General features: G+C 59.0%; 18 protein-coding genes and 1 pseudogene. 14 read left to right on the top strand and 5 right to left on the bottom strand.

Going from position 1 to position 20,301, the window contains the following annotated elements; all coding sequences use genetic code 11:
* The first annotated feature begins 237 nt into the window (after nt 1–237).
* Complete coding sequence (locus D8U73_RS03045; protein ID WP_056853787.1) at nt 238–987, top strand: tellurite resistance TerB family protein; 750 nt, start codon at nt 238–240, stop codon at nt 985–987.
* Between the two features lie 7 nt (nt 988–994).
* Here D8U73_RS03045 and D8U73_RS03040 read toward each other — a convergent pair whose 3' ends face one another.
* Entirely contained in the window at nt 995–1,438 is a 444-nt protein-coding gene (locus D8U73_RS03040; RefSeq protein ID WP_056853786.1) for a cupin domain-containing protein, read from the bottom strand.
* A 184-nt stretch (nt 1,439–1,622) separates the two neighbouring features.
* Here D8U73_RS03040 and ligD point away from each other — a divergent pair, with 184 nt between their 5' ends.
* Nucleotides 1,623–4,199 (top strand): DNA ligase D, encoded by a 2,577-nt coding sequence (gene ligD / locus D8U73_RS03035; protein WP_130903705.1) that lies wholly within the window; start codon nt 1,623–1,625, stop codon nt 4,197–4,199.
* A 96-nt stretch (nt 4,200–4,295) separates the two neighbouring features.
* Here ligD and D8U73_RS03030 read toward each other — a convergent pair whose 3' ends face one another.
* Nucleotides 4,296–4,973, bottom strand: coding sequence for a DUF3313 domain-containing protein (locus tag D8U73_RS03030; RefSeq protein WP_056853784.1), 678 nt, complete (start codon nt 4,971–4,973; stop codon nt 4,296–4,298).
* A 388-nt stretch (nt 4,974–5,361) separates the two neighbouring features.
* On the opposite strand from D8U73_RS03030, the gene D8U73_RS03025 reads away from it, so the two are divergent.
* Together D8U73_RS03025 and D8U73_RS03020 are read left to right on the top strand one after the other, a co-directional pair.
* Nucleotides 5,362–6,180: a DUF2092 domain-containing protein gene (locus D8U73_RS03025; protein WP_130903704.1), complete on the top strand. Its 819-nt coding sequence runs from the start codon at nt 5,362–5,364 to the stop codon at nt 6,178–6,180.
* A gap of 16 nt (nt 6,181–6,196) precedes the next feature.
* Nucleotides 6,197–7,012, top strand: a complete 816-nt coding sequence (locus tag D8U73_RS03020; RefSeq protein WP_130903703.1) for a hypothetical protein — start codon at nt 6,197–6,199, stop codon at nt 7,010–7,012.
* Nucleotides 7,013–7,035: 23 nt separating this feature from the next.
* Here the strand turns inward: D8U73_RS03020 and D8U73_RS03015 are convergent, their stop codons facing one another.
* Entirely contained in the window at nt 7,036–7,437 is a 402-nt protein-coding gene (locus D8U73_RS03015) for a hypothetical protein (RefSeq protein WP_056853781.1), read from the bottom strand.
* A gap of 9 nt (nt 7,438–7,446) precedes the next feature.
* On the bottom strand, nt 7,447–8,805 hold the full coding sequence (potE, locus tag D8U73_RS03010) for a putrescine-ornithine antiporter (protein WP_056853780.1): 1,359 nt from the start codon (nt 8,803–8,805) through the stop codon (nt 7,447–7,449).
* Nucleotides 8,806–8,986: 181 nt separating this feature from the next.
* On the opposite strand from potE, the gene D8U73_RS03005 reads away from it, so the two are divergent.
* The 3 genes from D8U73_RS03005 to D8U73_RS02995 all read left to right on the top strand — a co-directional run bounded on the left by D8U73_RS03005 (nt 8,987) and on the right by D8U73_RS02995 (nt 11,253).
* On the top strand, nt 8,987–9,316 hold the full coding sequence (locus D8U73_RS03005; RefSeq protein WP_056853779.1) for a hypothetical protein: 330 nt from the start codon (nt 8,987–8,989) through the stop codon (nt 9,314–9,316).
* Between the two features lie 176 nt (nt 9,317–9,492).
* Nucleotides 9,493–9,909, top strand: a complete 417-nt coding sequence (locus D8U73_RS03000; protein WP_130903702.1) for an organic hydroperoxide resistance protein — start codon at nt 9,493–9,495, stop codon at nt 9,907–9,909.
* 708 nt (nt 9,910–10,617) lie between these two features.
* Complete coding sequence (locus D8U73_RS02995; protein WP_056853777.1) at nt 10,618–11,253, top strand: hypothetical protein; 636 nt, start codon at nt 10,618–10,620, stop codon at nt 11,251–11,253.
* A 120-nt stretch (nt 11,254–11,373) separates the two neighbouring features.
* Here the strand turns inward: D8U73_RS02995 and D8U73_RS02990 are convergent, their stop codons facing one another.
* Complete coding sequence (locus D8U73_RS02990; protein ID WP_056853776.1) at nt 11,374–12,282, bottom strand: LysR family transcriptional regulator; 909 nt, start codon at nt 12,280–12,282, stop codon at nt 11,374–11,376.
* A gap of 127 nt (nt 12,283–12,409) precedes the next feature.
* Between D8U73_RS02990 and D8U73_RS02985 the strand changes: the two genes are divergently transcribed.
* The 7 genes and pseudogenes from D8U73_RS02985 (at nt 12,410) to D8U73_RS02960 (ending at nt 20,296) form a co-directional block, all read left to right on the top strand.
* Nucleotides 12,410–13,465, top strand: a complete 1,056-nt coding sequence (locus tag D8U73_RS02985; protein ID WP_056853775.1) for a tartrate dehydrogenase — start codon at nt 12,410–12,412, stop codon at nt 13,463–13,465.
* A gap of 107 nt (nt 13,466–13,572) precedes the next feature.
* Nucleotides 13,573–14,913 (top strand): dicarboxylate/amino acid:cation symporter, encoded by a 1,341-nt coding sequence (locus D8U73_RS02980; RefSeq protein ID WP_056853774.1) that lies wholly within the window; start codon nt 13,573–13,575, stop codon nt 14,911–14,913.
* A 171-nt stretch (nt 14,914–15,084) separates the two neighbouring features.
* Nucleotides 15,085–16,002 carry a LysR substrate-binding domain-containing protein gene (locus D8U73_RS02975; RefSeq protein ID WP_056853773.1) on the top strand — a complete coding sequence of 306 codons (918 nt, stop codon included), beginning with the start codon at nt 15,085–15,087 and terminating at the stop codon, nt 16,000–16,002.
* Between the two features lie 247 nt (nt 16,003–16,249).
* The gene (locus D8U73_RS02970; protein WP_177435506.1) at nt 16,250–17,437 is read left to right on the top strand and encodes an aromatic ring-hydroxylating dioxygenase subunit alpha; all 1,188 of its coding nucleotides are present in this window, start codon (nt 16,250–16,252) and stop codon (nt 17,435–17,437) included.
* 10 nt (nt 17,438–17,447) lie between these two features.
* Entirely contained in the window at nt 17,448–18,893 is a 1,446-nt protein-coding gene (locus D8U73_RS02965) for an aldehyde dehydrogenase family protein (RefSeq protein WP_130903701.1), read from the top strand.
* Between the two features lie 5 nt (nt 18,894–18,898).
* Nucleotides 18,899–19,063: pseudogene (locus D8U73_RS29395) on the top strand (rubredoxin); the annotation flags it as partial.
* Nucleotides 19,052–20,296, top strand: coding sequence for an FAD-dependent oxidoreductase (locus tag D8U73_RS02960; RefSeq protein WP_236708435.1), 1,245 nt, complete (start codon nt 19,052–19,054; stop codon nt 20,294–20,296). The pseudogene D8U73_RS29395 and the gene D8U73_RS02960, both read left to right, overlap by 12 nt.
* The last annotated feature ends 5 nt before the right edge of the window (nt 20,297–20,301 follow it).

Below are 20,301 nucleotides of genomic sequence, written 5' to 3'. Positions count from 1 at the left end.
TCCAGAAAGTGAAGCATGCCAGTCATCGCCCTCATCTGGCGGGCGGCGGCAAACCGGTTCGGGTTGCAGGTATCGACCGGGCATCCGGGAATAAGGTTCACCGCCTATGAATCTTAGCTGCGCCGGAAAAAAATACCGCGCAAAAATCGGCGCTGTGTCAGCCAAACGGTGGTGGCGCATTTACCGGCGAGGACTATCGTTGCCTGACTGATCCCCCCCTTCGATGAGGACATCGTCATGAACACCAGCGATCTGCTCGAACAATTACTGCGCGCGGGCCAAGGCTCGATGGCGCGACAGGGCGGCGGTGGGACGTCGGCTCAAGGTGGCCTCGGTGACTTGGGCGGGCTGCTCGGTGGCTTATTGGGGGGCGGTAGCGGCACCAGCGGTGCCGGCGCCGGTGGCATGGGCGGGCTCGGCGGCTTGCTTGGCGGTTTGCTCGGAGGTGGTTCACCGATGGGCGGTGCAGCGCAATCGCGCTCCGGCGGTGGCACGCACTACGCCGCGCTCGCCTCTCTGGGGATGATGGCGTTCCAGGCGTATCAAGCCTGGCAACGCAGTCAGGCTTCGCAGCAACAACAGGCGCCGCAACAGGCGATGCGCACCGTGGATATGCTGGCCGGGCCGGAAGTCGAAGAGCACAGCCATGCGATCCTGCGTGCCTTGATTGCGGCAGCCAAGGCTGATGGCCGGTTCGACGACGCTGAAAAACAGCTGATCAACGCCGAAATCGCCCGCCACACTGACGACCCGCAATTACAGCAATGGCTCGATGAGGAAGTTGCCAAGCCGCTGGATCCCGACGACGTGGCGCAGTCGGCAACAGATCAAGCCATGGCTGCGGAAATGTACCTGGCCAGCGTGATGCTGGTGGATGATCAGCAGGATGCCGAGCGCACTTACCTGGATGAGCTGGCGGCGGCATTGCAGATCGAACCGGATTTGCAGGTGCATCTGGAACAGCAGGCCAAGGGTGGAACCGTCTAGGGGCCGCTCAAGAACCCTGCGGCTTGGGGACCAGAAACGTCACCCCGAAACGCTCGGCCACTTCGAATATCCGCGGCAGATCCTCGGGCACCTTGAACTGGTCCATCGCCGTGAAAAACTGCCCGCCGCGCGGATCGGACACAACGCCGATCATCTTCGCGGTGCTGCTGATGTTCTTGTAGGCATGAACGGATCCTGCCGGGATATGCACGTAGCCCCCGGCCGAGACGGTGGTGGATTTGCCTTCGACGGTGACCTCGACCTGCCCGTCAACCACGTAGAACGCCTCGTCCCAAGGGTGAAAGTGCGGTGGCGGGCCGCCTCCCTGCACGCCTTCCTGGATATGCATTTCGAAGGGTTTGCTCATATCGCCGCCCGCGAGGACCGTGATCGTCTCGCCCACGACGTTGACCGATGCCGGTGGGGCTTGGAGGACGTGAACCGTGCGCATGATTGCTCTCCGGGGATGAGGCTGCACCTGCCGATTGTAGGCCTTTGAACGTCTGCCGACAGCCGCGCCGCAGGGCCGTTGGTCCGGGTAATTTTGACGACGATGGAATTTTTTTCGTGATGACTCGCTCTGCTGAGGGAGGGACGTGCTGATCCAGCGCCCTGCAGCGACCCGCAGGTGAGCCATGAACAAGAATCTCGACGACTACAACCGCATGCGCGATTTTTCGGCGACGTCTGAGCCGGCTGCCGTCAAGCGAGCCGGCCGCAGGAAAGCCAAGGATCATGCGCTGCAATTCTGCATCCAGAAGCATGATGCCTCGCGCCTGCACTACGATTTCCGCCTGGAACTCGACGGCGCGCTGAAGAGCTGGGCGGTGCCCAAAGGGCCGTCACTGGACCCCAAGGTCAAGCGCCTGGCGGTGCATGTCGAAGACCATCCGCTGGACTATGCCACCTTCGAGGGCAGCATCCCCGAAGGCCACTACGGCGCGGGCGATGTGATCGTCTGGGACCGCGGGGTGTGGATTCCCCAGGAAGACCCGGCCAAGGCTTATGCCAAGGGGCGGCTCAAGTTCGAACTGCAAGGCGAGAAGCTCGCAGGCCTGTGGAACCTGGTGCGCACTCACATGCCGGGCAAGCAGGAGCAGTGGTTCTTGATCAAGCATCAGGACGGCGCCGCCAGAGCCGAAAGCGACTACGACGTCGTCGCTGCCGAACCCGATAGCGTACTCAGCGAGCGCACCATCATTACCAAATCAGCCAAACCCAAGGCGGTCAAGCGACCAGGCCCCCCGGCACGCAAGGAAAAATCCGCGCCACTCACCGGCGCGCACAAAGCCAAACTGCCCGACCAGATCAAACCGGAACTGGCGACGCTGGTGGAAAAGGCCCCGGGCGGGCAGTGGAGTTATGAGGTCAAGTTCGATGGCTATCGAATCATGGCGCGCATCGACCACGACGACGTCAAACTCTTCACCCGTAACGGCCACGACTGGACGCACAAGTTGCCTGAGCAGGCCAAGGCTCTAGCCGGCCTGGGCTTGGAGTCGGCATGGCTCGATGGCGAAATGGTCGTGGCGGATGAGCAGGGCATTCCGGATTTTCAAGCGTTGCAAAACGCCTTTGACGCCGGTCGCAGCGTGAACATTCTTTATTACCTGTTCGACTTGCCCTACCTCAACGGTGTGGATTTGCGCGAGGTGCCGGTCGAAGAAAGGAGGGCCGCGCTGGCGACGGTGCTGAAGACGAGCAAAGATCCGATGCTGCGTTTCTCCGACGCTTTTGGCGAAGACCCCGAAGCCTTGCTCAACAGTGCCTGTCAGATGCGCATGGAGGGCTTGATCGGCAAGCGCCTGGGTTCGCCTTACGTGTCCCGGCGCAGCAGCGACTGGATCAAACTCAAGTGCAAACACCGCCAGGAGTTTGTCATCGTTGGTTTCACCGATCCCAAAGGTACACGCAGTGCCTTCGGTGCGTTGCTGCTGGGGCTGCATGATCGCGACAGCGGCGAGCTGCGCTATGCCGGTAAGGTCGGCACCGGGTTCACCGAGGCCACTCTGGGCAGCATCCATGCACAACTCAAACCTTTGCAAACGAAAAAACCGGCCGTGGTCAATCCACCGAGCGGGGCGGAATTCAAGGGCGTGCATTGGATGAAGCCGCAACTGTTGGCCGAAGTGGCCTTCGCAGAAATGACCAAGGACGGTTCGGTACGGCATGCAGTGTTCCATGGTCTGCGTGACGATAAGCCTGCCCAAGACATCACTGAGGAGCGTCCGAAAGCCGTGAAAACCACCTCCGCAAAAAAAGCCGCCGCCAAGTCATCTGCAGCGCCGAAGAAAGCTGAAGCGGCGCCGTCACAAATCGGCTTGGCTCAGGGCAAAGTGCGTATCACCCATCCGGACCGGGTCATCGATGCCACGAGTGGTACCACCAAAGTGCAACTGGCGCAGTACTACGCCAGTGTCGCCGAATGGATCCTGCCGCAGCTCAAGGACCGCCCGGTGGCGCTGGTACGCGCGCCGGACGGGATTGCCGGTGAGCTGTTTTTCCAGAAAAACGCCGAGCGCCTGGCCATCCCCGGCATCACCACCCTGGACCAGAAACTGACGGGCCAGCCGATGATGGTCATCAACAACGCCGAAGCGCTGGTGGGTGCGGTGCAGATGAGCACCGTGGAAATGCACACCTGGAACGCTACCTCGGACAATCTCGACAAACCCGATCGCTTCGTCCTCGACCTTGACCCGGACCCGGCGTTGCCATGGAAACGCATGATCGAAGCCACCCAATTGACCCTGACGGTGCTCGATGAGTTGGGGCTCAAGGCCTTTCTCAAGACCAGTGGCGGCAAGGGCATTCACTTGGTGGTGCCGCTGACCCGCAAACTCGGTTGGGATGAGGTCAAGGACTTCAGTCACGCGATCGTCACCCACATGGCCAAAATGCTGCCGGAGCGCTTTTCCGCGGTGTCGGGGCCGAAGAATCGGGTAGGGCGGATCTTCATCGACTACCTGCGAAACGGTCTCGGCGCGACGACCATTTGCGCTTACGCTGCGCGCACCCGCGAAGGCCTGCCGGTGTCGGTGCCGATCTATCGCGAAGAAATCGTACAGCTCAAGGGCGGCAATCAGTGGAACATCCACAACGTGCATGAACGCCTGGAGGAAGTGGGCGACGGGCCTTGGGCGGACATGAAGAAAACCCGGCAAACCATTACTGCCGAAATGCGGCGACGGGTCGGCATGAAAAAAACCTGACGTGCCCGGTTGAAGCTGCCGCAGGCTGCAATCTGTTGATCTGAACAACAAGCTCAACAGTTCTCAGCCTGCGGCAGTTCCTGCACAGACCGGGTATTACTTGTTGATGAACGCCTGGAAATCAGTGCCCAGTTTGTCGATCGCCGCTTTGAAATCCTGCGCCGTGATCTTCTGGCTTTCGTTGGAAAGTTGTTTGCCAAACACCTTGCGCACGACTTTGGCCATGGTCTGGTTGGTTTTGGCGTCTATGAACTCGGCTTCGATAAACAGTTCGGTGTCCTGATCCCGATGACCGGTAGCGGCTTGCGTTGCACCGACGACGGCGGCGATGGGCACGACTTCATACCATTTCATGCCTTCATTGGAAGCGCTCACGCCAGTGATGGCGGCACGCATGACCAGGGTTTTCGAACCGGCCGGTGCTGCGTTCGGGCTGGAAACCACGCGGTATTTCTGTCCCAGTGTGGTTTTCGCCTTTGTGGTCATGTAGTTCTGGATGTCATTGAGCGTTTGCTGATTGACCCGCTCGTTGGGCTTTGGCGCCGGATACAGTTCCAGTCGGTTGAATGCCACGGTGTTATAGGCATCGGGGTTCCACGATGGGCTCACCCAACGCATCGCCGTGCCGCCGCTGGGCGTTTCGACTTCCTGAAGATTGTTGTAGTCGGTCAGGTAACCGGAATACTGCGCCTTGTCGGTAACTTTGGAGGTACAACCTCCGAGCAGGAGCCCGGTCAATGCGACGCCGATCAGCAGGTTTCGGGACAGGTTCATAGTGCAGTGTGCTCCTTGAGTGAAATCGTTTTATCGGGCGCAGAAAGCAGCAACGCCACGTCATTGTTCAGAGCATAGGTGGCTCTTGGCGTAATGCACTGTGAATGTTCGATTACCATCCGACACGCACATCTGCCGTCGTCACGCCCAAGTGTCATAGCCGTTGCCGCAGCGCCTGTGCGTCAGCGTCCGTAGCGTGAGACAAGAGCGTAGGTTTTAAACACGAATTATCCAGAGCGAGTTGCCAATCAAGTGTCGCTGTTTAATGCGTTCACCGATCAACAAACGGAAACCGCGACCGGAGGAATCAGTCGGTTAATTATTCGGTTACGCCTGTATTTCAGTTGCTACGCTTTAAACCTGACCTCATCTGTTCGGGGAGCAAGCGATGTCACTTCAGCTTCAGCGTGTTCGGAGGTTGTTTTTCGGCCTGGTCACCGGATTGCTCGCCGTTCCCTTGCTGGCGGCCGAGCCTGTTGCGGTCGATGCGCCGAAAAATCAGCTGGAACCCAAAGCGCTGGAGATCCTCAAGGCCATGAGCGCCAGATTGGCCGGCGTTCAGGGCATGAGTTTCAAAGCTACCACCACTTATGAGCGCCCCAGTCGTCTGGGGCCACCCCTGGCGTACAACACCGTGGCGCTGGTCAATGTTCAGCGCCCCGATCGCTTGCGTGTTCTGACCTCCGGCGATGGCCCTGCGACCCAGTTCTACTACAACGGCAAGCAAGCCTGGGCCGTTGAACCGAAGGAGAACCTGATGGCGCAAGCTGACGCACCGCCCACCATCGATGCAACCCTCGAGGCGGCGTATCAGCGGGCGGCTATATATTTTCCCTTCACCGATGTGATCGTTTCCGACCCCTACAAGGATCTGGCCAGGGATATGCGCTTGGCGTTCTATATCGGTCAGTCAACGGTGGTCGGCGATACCGCGACCGATGTGATCGCCTATGCCAACGACGTGGTGTTTGTCCAGGCCTGGATAGGTACGCAAGACAAGTTGCCGCGCATGTTGCGGGCGGTGTTCCGTGATGATCCGACACAATCCCGGCATCAGGTGGCATTCAGTGACTGGAAGCTCGAATCAGCGTTGTCGGCAGATTTCTTCAAACCACAACACATTGAAAATGCGCACCGCATCCAGTTTGCACCGCCTTCCGACTTGCGTGCCCCTGAAGGGGTTAAACAGCCGGTTGCCAGACCCTGAGGGAGGAGCTTCAAACATGCATGGACCCACATTGAAGTTTGCAGGGTTGATGGTCGCGCTGCTGAGTTGTGAGCAAGCGTCGGCCTGGTACCATGCTGCCGGTTTTGGACGCTCGTTCGGCGGCGCTGACTCCTGGAGCCATTCAGGGGCGTTTGGTTCGGCTTCAGGCGGTGGTGGCAGCTGGAGCGGTCAAAGCAATCGTGGTGGTTCGGTTTCGGGCGGTGATGGTAGCTGGAGTGGTTCGGGCTATCGCGGTGGTTCGGCTTCCGGTGGTGGCGGTAGCTGGAGCGCCAGTGGCGAAAACGGCGGTAGCGCCTCAGGTGGCGAGGGCTCGTGGCGGGGCACAGGTGCCGAAGGTGGCACGGCTTATGGCGGCGAGGGCGCGTGGCACGCCGAAGGTGAGAATGGCGCCACTGCCAGCGGGTACCGTGCCGATGGCTATGGCACGACGGTCTATCGTCCGCAGACCTATGGCACGAGCTACTACCATCCCCCGACGGCAGTGTATGCCAGCAGCGGTTGTTACTACTGCGGTTACAATGACGGCGTCAATCCTGCTGCGGCAGCGGCCGCCGGGGTCGTGGCCGGTAGCGCGATCGCTGACTCGACTGATCAGAACGTCAATAACAATGCCTGGAGCCAGGGCTACAACGCCGGCATGATGGCGTCCGCTCCCCCCACCATGCCGATGGGTGCGACGTTTGCCAGTCTTCCTTCGGGCTGTGGATTGAGGACAGTGTCTGCGGGCACTTTTTATCAATGCGGCAATTCGTGGGTGCGCCCTGCGTACGGCGCCAACGGTGTTTACTACACCGTGGTCCCCATGCCCTGAACTCACCGAAATCCCGGTGTTACTCAGGCATCGCGCAACAAGTCATTGGCGTTAAGCACTTCATAGGCGATCTCCGGGCGCTTTTCCATGGCGCGGCGAATCGCCGCCGGAATCGATGCGCGGGTCTTGCGGCACAACCCCGGCAGTTCAGCGACGTAAATGCCGATGCCGCGCATGGTGCGCACTTCGTTGAGACTCGGGACGATGTCGACGCGGATGCCCAGTTGTTCGAACATCCGCCGTTGCAGGTGCTCCAGGTCCTGAAGGCTCGAAAGGTTTTCCAGACGTTCGATCAGGCGTTTTTCTTCGGTGCGCGTCAGAAACAGGATGCGCACGTCCGCGCCCGGGGTTTCGAGCAATGGGTCACGCCCGCAATCGCAGGCACCGGGCGGACAGGGTTGGCGGATCGGCGCAGAGGTGGTCATGGGGTTCAATCATAGAGCGCTGCGTTCGGGTTTGCCCATAGGGCTTTCAAGGGTTTTATCGAGTGATTCAGAGCGGATCAGGCGGTTGCTGACAAAACCGAACAGTGTGAAGCCGAGGAGGGTGACCACGCCGCCGAGCATCAGCGCCTGTTCGCCGGAACTGAATAGCGCCAGATAGCTGTAGGCCGACGCCACCCAGGCAACGATGTTGGTGGTCAGCGCCTTGCGCGCCGGCACGCCGCGGGCCTTTTGTATCGCCATCAAGGCGGCCATGGAGAGGATGTACGGCACCAGATTGGTGACCACCGCGAGGTTGACCAGGGTGTCGAATTGATTACTCAGGTTGGGATCAATGGTGAACAGGCCCAGCGCCGTTTGTACCGCCAGCAGGATCAGCATGCCGGCAATCGGCGTGCCTGCCTTGTTGGTCCGCGCGAATATCGGCAGGAAGTAACCGGTGTCCGCCGAGCTCTTGTAGACCTGAGCGATGGTGAATTGCCAACCCAGCAGTGAACCGATGCACGCCAGCACCAGCAGGCCCATGACGATATTGCCGACCGCAGGGGTGAACATTTTCGCGAACACCAGGCCGAACGGTGCGGTGGAGGCGGCCAGCTCAGGATTGTCGATGATGCCGGCGATGACATTGGTGGACAGGATGTAAATCACCGCAGCACCGAGGGTTCCGCCGAGCACGGCAATCGGTACGTTCCTCTCGGGGTTCTCCACCGCGTCGGAGTTGGCGCACGCCGATTCCAGGCCCAGAAAGGCCCACAATGTTATCGCCACGGATGCCCCGGCCGCTTCGAACCAGCTCTTGTCGTGGGGGTTCCAGCCAGCCACATAAATACTGCTGTCGAACCAGAACCAGCCAATGGTCGAGACCAGCAGCACCGGCGCAATTACCCCCCATACCGTGACCGCACCGATCCGCCCGGTAATCCGCGCGCCACCGAAATTGGCGAATGTGGTCATCCATAGCAACGCAATGGTCGCCAGGCCCACTTGCAGCGAGTCAAGGCGCAGATCGAACAGTTCTTGTATGTAGCCCACCGCAGTGACACTGATCGCGACATTGGCAATCAACAGTGAAAGGCCGTAGGTGTAGTTCGTCAGGTAGTTGCCGGCCTTGCCGAAGGCGTATTCGGCATATCCGCCCATGCCACCGGTTTTTCGACTGAGCATGCCGCATCGCGCAAAGGCGTAGGCCAGCGCGAGTGAGCCGGTGGCCGTCACCAGCCAGGAAAGAATCGAAATGGCGCCGACTTCCGCGAGTTTCGAGGGGAGCAACACAATCCCCGAGCCCAACATGTTCACCGCAGTCAACATGGTCAGTTGCCCCACACTCATTTTCTTTGCGACTGACATGCGCTGCCTCGTTAGTTGGTCAAAGCAGTGTTAGCTATAGCAAAGTATTGAAATGCCGCAAGAAATGCCCGGCAGCCGATGCGTCTTCAAGGGATATTGCAGAAGAGGCATTATGCTGGCCCCCAGATTGCTCGTCTGTCGCCAGAATCACTTTATTTTCAGTTGGTTAGGTGGAACGCATATGCGCAATGTTTGGGGCGCGCTGATCGCTGTCAGCGTTGCGGGGCTGGCTGTGTCTGCCCAGGCAAGGGAACTGAAACCCAATGATCGTTATATGTGCAGCTGGGGGGCGGGCACGGCGGCCAGAGCGCAGGAACTCAAGTTGTCCGGGGTTTCTCTTTACGCCGCGCGGCAAAAAATCCAGCACTACAAGTTCGACAAATCGTGGATGCGCATGATGGCGATGGGCATTACCGAGCAGACTTACGACAGCCCGACGCGGATCAAGCCGGCGGCGGTGCGGCAGAGTTTTTATGATGATTGTGTGAAGTACAAGTTGGCCAGGAAATGAAGTGCCGAAGCAGGCCTTGGTCGGATTGGCCTACGGGTTGACGCACGCCGACTATATTGAAAGGCCGGGTCCGTCGCAGGTTCAGCATTAATCATGACTGAGAGGCGTCGGGTCTGACGCCCGTTTTTCTGATTCACCTGAAATTGTGCAAACAACCTTTCAATCAGGAGATCATCATGACCCAGCTCGACAAAGTACTGTACACCGCCAAAACCCACACCACTGGCGGCCGGGATGGCGCCTCCCGCAGCTCCGACGGCATTCTGGACGTCAAGCTGTCGTCCCCGGGCACGAACGCCGGCGGCACCAATCCCGAGCAACTGTTCGCCGCCGGTTGGTCGGCGTGTTTCATCGGCGCGATGGGGGTGGCGGCCAAGGAGCTGAAGGTCGCACTGCCCAAGGATGTAGCGGTCGACACCGAAGTCGATCTGGGCACCAATGAAGGCGGTTACCTGTTGCAAGCTCGACTTAATGTCAGCCTGCCGGGACTGGATCGCGAAACTGCACAAAAACTCGTGGAAACCGGCCACAAGTACTGCCCGTACTCAAAAGCCACGCGCAACAATATTAATGTCGAGGTCAAGCTCGTTTGAGTTGAAATAAAAAAGGTCCTGGCGAAGGTTGTTTTAATAGCCGTATTGCCAGGACCTCATCGACGACAATAAGGTAAGTTTAAGTTTGAAAGAAGCTCACCAATCTTTATGATCCCTCTGACTCAGTATTGAGAAGGAAATGCGCAGTTCGCTGCCTCTGTTCGACGTGAGTTGAGTGTGGATCTGGCTCGATAAATAGTATGACTGTTTTAGTTGCTGGGGGCGTAAATGACAATGGCTCGCTATCAGTCGTGTTTTTTTGCTGTCATGACAACTAGTGGATCCAATCAGTAATGTCAAAGGTCATGTAATTCAAGCGCCTCAGCTAGAATGGGGCTTGACGAGTAAGTTGCTCGCTTAACGTGGAGCCAATGGTATTTCCAACTGGCGACCGCTTGTCGGTGGCATGCCTGAAAAATGAACATTTCGCGGCTACGGGCCTCAGACTCTCCAGCATGGCATCATGACATGCTAGCGAAATCGTAAAAAAAAGAAGTGGAAACGCGACCTCAAATGCAGTGATTGCAAATGGGGATTTTTTTATCCTGAATTCAAGAGGTAACAACTAAGCTGACATCAATTTCCTAATCTAATCAATAGGGTTTCAAATAATAAACCTATGGTTTGGTTTTCTTGTATGAGTAAGGTCGCTCAGGGTTATTTAATAAGCCCCTGAAGTGTACTGTCGAATAAGGTGGAGAAAATACCGTGGCAATAAATACAATCATGAGCCTGATCGAACATAAAGAATTCATGGAGTTTTTGCGGCTGGGCGTGGTGTACGTTCATTTGGTCGCTTGTTGCGTGGCGATCGGTTTGGTGTTGACCAGTGACATTGCAATGGTCAGGGATATGTGGAAACGCAAGGCATTCACTGAACACGATCATGCGCACATGGAAAGTCTGCAGAAGTCTGTGGTTCTGGCATTGATCGGTCTGTGGGTGACGGGCGCTGCCATCATCGGCATCGATTACCTGGGCAAAGGCACGGAATATTTCATGAATCCGAAGCTTCACGCCAAAGTGATTATTGTTTTGCTGCTGACCTACAACGGCATTCTGCTACACCGCCTGGTATTGCCCGCTCTGCAGAAGGCCGGCTCCTTGCTCGAGCTCGGGTTCAGCGCCCGAATGATGGCTCTTTTTTGTGGTTCGCTGTCGGCAGTGTCCTGGATGTATGCCGCCATGCTGGGTGTCGGACGACCGCTGGCCTGGAAATACTCTCTCTCCGAACTCTTGATGGCCTACCCGGTGCTGATCGTGCTGGGCTTCTTGACGATGCTGGCGCTGACTGAGCGAGCCAAACGCCCCAATACCCTCATTGCACCGCAGTGGGCGCACTGACCCTGTAAAGCGCAAGCGTATGGCAAGCTGACGCTTAGGTAAAAAAAGGTCCTGGCGACGGATTCGGGAGCACCATCGCCAGGACCTGAAAGCGTCCAGTTCACCGGGCAGAGGTGAACCTCAACCTTCCTCGACATTATCAATGTGCTTGAACCGCTCGATCAGAAAGTCGATCAGGCTGCGTACCCGCGCTGACAAATGCAGCTGCTGCGGGTACACCGCATACACATCGGCCCGGGTCGGCGTCTGGTCTTCCAGCACCAGGCGTAATCGGCCACTGCGCACATAACGGGCGATGTCCCACTCCGCCCGAAGCAGGATGCCATGCCCATCCAGCGCCCAATTCAGCGCTACCTCTCCATCGTTGCAGCCAAGGGCGCCATGCACTTTGATGTTTTCCGTGTGACCGCCGTTGGTGAAGCTCCAGACGCCATAGGGTGATTCGTTCTGGCGGATGAAAATGCAGTTGTGGTGCTGCAGCTCCGCGAGTTTTTGCGGGGTGCCGTACTTGTCCAGGTACAGCGGCGAGGCACATAGCAAGCGCCGGTTGGAGGCGATCTTGCGCGCGTGGAAAGCGGCATCCGGCAAGGTGCCGAAGCGAATCCCCAGATCGAAGCCGTGGGTGGTCAGGTCCAGCGGGTGGTCGCTGATCTCCAGTTGGATTTCCACTTCGGGATAGCGGGCGTAGAACGCGGCGAGGGCAGGGCCGATATGCCGTCGGCCGAAGCCCAGCGAAGCATTGACCCGAATCAGCCCCTTGGGCGTGGCCCGGCTGCTGCTCACCAACTGTTCGAGCTCGTTGATCTGGGTGAGGATGCGCGCGGCCTGGGAGAAATACAGCTCGCCCTCGGACGTCAGGCTCATCGAGCGCGTGGTGCGGTTGACCAGGCGAATACCCAACCGGGCTTCCAGCGCCGTCAGGCGTTTGCTCACTGCCGGTGGGGTGATACCCAGCTCCCGGGCGGTGGCGGCAAGGCTGCCTTTGTTGGCCAACAGGTAAAAAAACGATAAATCCAGGGTCTGGTTCATTCGTAACTCAAAGTTATTTATGTAGTGATTTTGAGGAACTCACAGCTATTTGTTCACTACATATACTCCGCTCACACCCCGCCTGAACAGCGGGAACAACAAGAAATCGATGAGAGTGGAGTCAACAATGAGCGCATACAAAATTGCTGCAGTACCCGGTGACGGCATTGGTGTGGAAGTGATCGCCGCAGGCGTCGAGGTACTGCAGGCCCTGTCGAAAAAAACCGGCTTCGAACTGGATTTCAAACATTTCGACTGGAACTCCGACAACTACCTGAAGAACGGCTACTACATTCCCGAAGGTGGCCTGGAAGAACTGAAAACCTTCGACGCGATCTTCTTCGGCGCGGTCGGTGCGCTCAACGTGCCGGATCACATTTCCCTGTGGGGCTTGCGCCTGCCGATCTGCCAAGGGTTCGACCAGTACGCCAACGTACGCCCGGCCCGTGTCCTGCCGGGGGTGAAAAGTCCGCTGCATAACGGTGACCAGATTGACTGGGTCGTGGTGCGCGAGAACTCCGAAGGCGAGTACTCCGGCAACGGCGGTCGTGTGCATCGCGGCTTGCCGGAAGAAGTCGCCACCGAAGTGTCGGTGTTCACCCGGGCCGGGGTCGAGCGCATTCACCGCTTCGCTTTCGAACTGGCGCAAAGCCGCCCACGCAAGCACCTGACCATGGTCACCAAGTCCAACGCCCAGCGCCACGGCATGGTGCTGTGGGACGAAATCTTCTATGAAGTGGCCAAGGATTTTCCGGATGTGAAGATCGACAAGGAACTGGTCGACGCCGTGACCACGCGCATGGTGCTCAAGCCATCGACCCTGGACGTGATCGTCGCCACCAACCTGCACGCCGACATCCTCTCCGACCTGGCTGCCGCGCTGTCCGGTAGCCTGGGTATCGCACCGACCGCCAATCTCAACCCGTCACGCAAGTTTCCTTCGATGTTCGAACCGATCCACGGCTCAGCCTTCGACATCACCGGTAAAGGCGTCGCCAACCCGATCGCGACGTTCTGGACCGCGGCCATGATGCTGGAACACCTGGGTGAGGCCGCCGCGGCCAAACACTTGATGTCAGCCATCGAAGCGGTGACCGAAAGCGGTCTGCACACCCCGGACCTCGGCGGCAACGCCACCACCCGCCAGATCACCGACGCGGTACTCGCGCTGATCAACCGCTGATCTTTCCCGGCGATTCAAAGTAGTACTGCGGCACAACGCCAAGGGGCGGATCGGTGGATCCGACCCCTGGGCATTTCCTGACAACAATAAAAAATCAGGGCCCTGTCATGAAAAGAATACTTGGCAAACTCTACGTACAAGTGCTCATCGCGGTGATCCTCGGCGCCATCGTCGGGGTGTTCGTTCCCGAAACCGGAACGGCGCTCAAACCCCTGGGCGATGCGTTCATCAAACTGATCAAAATGCTCCTTGCACCGGTGATCTTCCTGACCGTGGTCACGGGCATCGCCCGCATGGAAAACATGAAGGAACTGGGGCGCGTCGGCTTTCGCGCGTTGCTGTATTTCGAGGTGGTGTCGACGCTGGCACTGGTGGTCGGCCTGGTGGTGGTCGATGTGTTCAAGCCCGGCGCGGGCATGAACATCGATGTCGCGACGCTCGACACCTCCAGTCTGGCCACCTACACCTCGGCGGTGAAACACGCTTCGTTCATGGACTTCGTCATGAACATCATCCCCGACACCATTGTCGACGCCTTCGCCAAGGGCAACGTACTGCAGATCTTGCTCTTTTCGATCCTGCTCGGCATCGCCCTGGCGCATGTCGGGCCGCGCGGCAAAGTCTTTGTCGATACGCTGGACAGCCTGATGCAGGGCATGTTTCGCATCGTCAACATGGTCATGCGCCTGGCACCGATCGGCGCATTTGGTGCAATCGCGTTTACCATCGGCAAGTACGGTTTCGGCTCGCTGTTCTCCTTGGGCAAACTGATGGCCTGCGTGTACCTGACCTGTGCCGTGTTCGTGATCTTTGTTCTCGGCCCGATCTGCCGCTACAGCGGGTTCAGCCTGTGGAAGTTCCTCAAGTTCATCAAGGAAGAACTGTTCACCGTGCTGGGTACCAGCTCTTCGGAATCGGTACTGCCGCAGATGATTTCCAAGATGGAAAAGGCTGGTGTATCAAAACCCGTGGCCGGGATGATCATCCCCTCCGGTCTGACCTTCAACCCGGACGGGCAGGCGATCTATTACACCATCGCCGCGATCTTCATCGCCCAGGCGACCAACACGCCACTGACCCTGACCGACCAATTGATCGTCCTGGCGGTGCTGATGTTCACTTCCAAGGGCTCGGCGGGGGTCACCGGTTCCGGCTTCATCATTCTGGCGGCCACGTTGTCGTCCCTCGGGACCATTCCGGTGGCGGGGATGGTGTTGCTGCTGGGTGTCGACCGTTTCATGTCGGAAGCGCGGGCGATCACCAACACCATAGGTAATGGCGTTGGCACCATGGCGATTGCCAAATGGGTCGGAGCGCTGGACACGGTGAAAATGCACAAGGCCTTGAATGGTGAGGTTGAGGTGGAAAAGCCTGAGGCTGTGTTTGCGCCATCTGCAATGACGACTGAACCGATGTTGCCGAAATTGAAGGAAGCGTCTCGGGTGTAGGCCGGGTCAAGCGGGGTGTCAGGCACCAGCGATGCTGAATGTCGTGACGCCATCGCGGGCAAGCCATGCCCCTACAGGATTAGGGGTATGGTCGGGAACCTGCGCTGTCCACGTCCAGCGCCAAGGGCTAAACTGCGGCGATAACCAAAATAACGACGTGACCTGCCTTGTATGAAAATCCACCCATTACCGCCACTCAACAGTCTGGTCGCGTTTGAAGCGGCGGCGCGTCATTTGAGTTTCACCTTGGCTGCCCATGAGTTGAACGTGACGCAAGGTGCAATCAGTCGACAGGTTCGTTTGCTGGAAGACTATCTGGGCAAGGTTCTGTTCGAGCGGACCACTCGTACGATTCAACTGAGCCCGGCAGCCAGTCAGTACTATGAAACGGTGCGTGCGGCGTTGATGCAGGTGGCGCAGGCCACCGGTGAGATTCGCCATTGGCAGGGCGCCGAACAGGTGACGGTCGCCACCAGTACCGCAATGGCCTCGTTGTGGCTTTTGCCTAAAGTGACCGAGTTTCAGCGGGAGAACGAAGAGATCGACCTGCGGATCATCGCCCATGATCAGGTCAAGGATTTCTCCCGGCTCGATTGCGACCTGGCGCTGTATTACTGCAAGACACCGCCTAGGGACATGCAGGTCACGCCGTTGTTTTCCGAAGAGGTTTACCCGGTTTGCAGCCCGGCCTATCTTGCCAAGCATCCCGCCTTGAATACCCCTGAAGACCTGGCAGCCTGCACCTGGCTGTTTCTCGACGACCCGCAACGGGACTGGATCGGCTGGCCGGAATGGTTCCACAGCCAGGGCCTGAAAAAGGTCGAACCGAAACGCCGGATCAATATCAACAGTTACTCGATGCTGATCCAGTCGGCGATCAGCGGGCAGGGCATAGCGCTGGCCTGGTCCAACCTTGTCGATGATCACCTGCACAGTGGCGCACTCATCCGACCGCTCGATACGGTATTGAGAACCGATGCGCAATTCTGTTTGCTGGAGCCCTTGGCCCGTGGCGGGATGCGCCAGAGCGTTAAACGTTTCCGCAGCTGGTTGTTGAACCAGCTTCCGCCAGCGGAGGACGTCCTGTAACGCCGTCAACGGGGTCGAATTTCAATCTGAATCGCCCGGCATTTCGATGCCGGGCGATTTTTTTTGCCCCGGGAAAATGCTCGCAAGCATAAAAACATACGCTCGATATTTATGACAATAAGTCATGAATCGCGCCGGAAATATCGTTTGTCGAGACCCACCCTGTTTTCCCAAACTTGCCGCCAGCGGACCCTGGCCAACGAGCCTGCCGATCATTCAATACCGTGCCCAGCAGGGGAGAACAATAATGAACACCATCCAACAAATTCCTGTGCATCACCTGGAAACCGTCCTCAATCCGATCCACGAAGCGACCGGCCTGAGCAACGAGTTCTACACCGAGCAACGTTACTTCGAACTCGAGCGCGATCAGGTCCTGGGCAAGACCTGGGCCTGCGTCGGTTTCGCCAGCGACCTGGGCAAGGCCGGTTCGGTCAAGCCCATCGACTTCATGGGCTTGCCATTGTTGCTAATGCGTAACCGCGAAGGCCTGGTGCAGGTGTTCCACAACGTGTGCAGTCACCGCGGCATGAAGTTGGTGGAAGAGGCCGGTGAAGTGCAGGGCGTGATTCGCTGCCCTTACCACTCTTGGACTTACGACCTTAACGGCGGGCTGCGCGGAACGCCGCACGTTGGCGGCATCGACCAGCACAAAGACGAGCGCTTCGCCTGTGAAAAACATGGCTTGAAAGCCATCCGCAGCGCGATCTGGATGGACATGGTGTTCATCAACCTGTCCGGCGATGCGCAGCCGCTGGAAGACATGCTGGCGCCGTTGACCCAACGCTGGACCCAATTCCTCGGTGAAGACGGCATGAGCCTGATGCGCCGCCGCCCGGGCCACGACGCCACCACTCTGGACATCAATTGCAACTGGAAACTGGCGGTCGAGAATTACTGCGAGGCTTATCACTTGCCGTGGGTTCACCCGAGCCTGAACTCCTACTCGCGTCTGGAAGACCACTACAACATTATTTTTGATGAGCACTTCGCCGGCCAGGGCAGCTACGCCTACAACCTCTCGGACGTCGCCGGTACGCACCTGCCGACATTCCCGGCCTGGCCGCTGGACCGTCTGAAAAATGCCGAATACGTCGCGTTCTTCCCTAACGTATTGCTCGGCATCCAGGCTGACCATGCCTTCGCCATGCAGCTTGAGCCGGTTGCACCGGGACGCACCATCGAGCACTTGCGCCTGTTCTATGTTGGCGACGAAGCCGCCAGCAGCGACGAGTTCAGTGCCTGCCGCGAGGCGATTCTGGAGTCCTGGAAAGTGGTGTTCGCCGAAGACATCAGCTCGGTCGAAGGCATGCAGAAAGGCCGGCATTCCCCTGGCTACAAAGGTGGCGCGTTCTCACCGGAAATGGACATCCCGACGCATTTCTTCCACCAGTGGGCCGCACGTCAGTTGCTTGCCACCACGCCGTCCGCCTGAGGAGAGGTCCATGTATCCGATCGCCTCTCACTGGCTCAACTATATCGACGGGCAATGGAGCGACAGCGTCCAGCGCCTGACGGTCAACAACCCCGGCACCGCTGAGCCGGTCGCGACTATCGCCCAGGCCACCGTGGCCGATGCCGAGCGTGCGTTGCTGGCCGCTCGCCGCTGCGCCGACAGCGGCGTACTGACTCGCGCTCGTCCGGCGCAACGCGTGACCTGGCTACTGCGCATTGCCGAGGAAATCCGCGCCGTGGCGAACGAGGGCGCCTGGGTGCTGTGCCAGGAAAACGGCAAGCGCCTGAGCGACGCCAAAGACGAGTTCATCGAAGCCGCGCGCTACTTCGAGTATTACGCTGGCATGGCGGACAAGATCGAGGGCACCTCGATCCCGTTGGGCAACGGCTACATGGACTTCACCCTGTACGATCCGATGGGTGTCTCGGCGCAGATCGTGCCGTGGAATTTCCCGGTGTCGATCTGTGCCCGCTCGCTGGCGCCGGCACTGGCGGCGGGCAACGCGGTGGTGATCAAGTCCCCCGAACTTTCGCCACTGGGCATGTGCGTGCTGATCCGCGCCATCGCCAAGGCCGGTTTGCCCGATGGGGCGGTCAACCTGATTTGCGGCCGTGGTCGCGAGGTCGGTTCGTATCTGGTCAGCCATCGTAGTGTCGACCAGATCGTGTTCACTGGCTCCGTGCCAACCGGCCAGTCGATTCTGCGCGACGCCGCACAGCATGCGATTCCGAGCGTCATGGAGTTGGGTGGCAAGTCGGCCGCCATTGCCTTCGCCGATGCCGATCGCGAGCAATTGCTGGCGAGCGTTCAGTCAGGGATTTTCTTCAATGCCGGCCAGGTGTGTTCGGCGATGTCGCGGTTGCTGGTGCAGCGCGAGATTTATGAAGAAGTGGTCGAGGCAGTCGTTGCCATGGCCGAAGGCCTCAGCGTTGGCGTAGGCCAGGATAACGCCGACCTCACGCCGGTCGTCAGCGCCGGGCAACTGGCGGGCATCGAGGCGTTGTGCCGGCGAGCGATGGAAGACGGCGCCGTGGCGGTTACCGGTGGCGAAGCGTTTGCCGACCGAGCCGGACATTTCATGCGCCCGACGGTGTTCCGCGACGTCACTGCCGACATGTGCATCGCCCAGGAGGAAGTGTTCGGGCCAGTGCTGGCGATCATGCCTTTCGACACCGAAGAAGAAGCCATCGCGATTGCCAACGGCACCGAGTTCGGCCTGGTGGCCGGGGTGTTCACCCAGGACATCAGCCGCGCCATGCGCTGCACGCGTCAACTGAAATCCGGTCAGGTGTTCGTCAACGAATGGTACGCCGGCGGCATCGAAACGCCGTTCGGCGGCGTCGGCTTGTCGGGCTTCGGTCGCGAGAAGGGCCAGGAAGCCTTGTACAGCTACGTGCGCACCAAGAACGTAGCGATCCGGATTGCTGGGGAGTGAACGGCATGTTCAAGACTTGGCTTTGCATCGTTTGCGGTCTGATCTACGACGAGGCGCTGGGCTGGCCGGAAGATGGCATCCTTGCCGGCACGCGCTGGGAGGATGTTCCCCAGGATTGGGTCTGCCCCGAATGCCACGTCGGCAAGGCAGACTTCGAGATGCTCGATATCAGTGAACACACGCAGGCGGTCACCGCTGTCAGCGCACCGCCACCAGCGGTGGCGACGCCTGTGGTGGCTGCGGTAACGCGCCAGCCGATCGTCATCATCGGCAGCGGCTATGCCGGTTACGGCCTGGCCCAGGCGCTGCGCAAGGCAGATCCCAAGGTCGAGATCCGCGTGCTGACGCAAGAGTCCGGGCACCTGTACTCGAAACCGGCACTGTCGATCGGTTTGTCCCAGGGCAAAAGCGCCGAGGCGTTGTCCGGTGAATCGCCGCTGGCCATCGAACAGCGTTTGAACATCCGCGTGTACCCGCACTGCAAGGTGCTGGGCATCGACAGTTCGACACGACGCTTGCGCACCAGCTTCGGTGAAATGGCTTACGGCCAGTTGGTGCTTGCCAGCGGTGCGCAACCGATTCGCTTGCCGATCCAGGGCGATAGCTCAGCGCTGATCAGCGTCAATAATTTGCAGGATTACCACGGCTTTCGTGAGCGCCTGACCGGTGTGCGCCGTGTCGCGATCCTGGGGGATGGGTTGATTGGTTGCGAGTTTGCCAATGACTTGGCCCACAACGGTTTCAGCGTTGATGTCATCGGTCTGGGGCGTTGGCCGATGGAGCGTCTGTTGCCGGCCGAGGCCGGGCAGGTGCTGCAAAACGCTTTGAGTGATCTGGGGGTGAAATGGCATCTGCAAAACACCTTGGAAGCCATTGAATCCACGCCTCAAGGTTATCGCCTGCAACTCGCCAATGGCCAAACCCTCGAGGCGGATCTGGTGTTGTCGGCGGTTGGCCTGCGTCCTGACCTGAGCCTGGCAGAGAGTGCCGGTCTGGCGGTTGGACGAGGTATTCAGGTGAATGCTCAGTTGCAAACTTCTGCACCGGGCATCTACGCCTTGGGCGACTGCATCGAGATCGATGGACAACTGCTGCCGTACCTGGCACCGATCAATCAGGGCATTCAGGCGTTGAGCAAGACATTGCTCGGGCAATCCACGGCTGTCGACTACCCGTTGATGCCGGTGACGGTGAAAACGCCGGCCGCACCGCTGTGCCTGTTGGCGCCTGCCATCGCCAGCGAAGGTGAGTGGCGCTGCACGCCGACCGAAGATGGCTTGAGTGCCGGGTTCTACGACGCGGCGGGCAAGCTCAATGGCTTTGTCCTGCTCGGTCGCCAAGCGCAAACGCAACGCAGCGCATTGCTGCAGTCCTGTCAGCATTCTCAGCAGGCTGTAGCCTGAGGCCC

The sequence above is a fragment of the Pseudomonas sp. Sample_22 genome (assembly GCF_004307635.1).
In the GTDB taxonomy this organism is placed as follows: domain Bacteria; phylum Pseudomonadota; class Gammaproteobacteria; order Pseudomonadales; family Pseudomonadaceae; genus Aquipseudomonas.
Note: the sequence above shows the minus strand (reverse complement) of the source record. Positions and strands in the feature narration are given on the sequence as shown.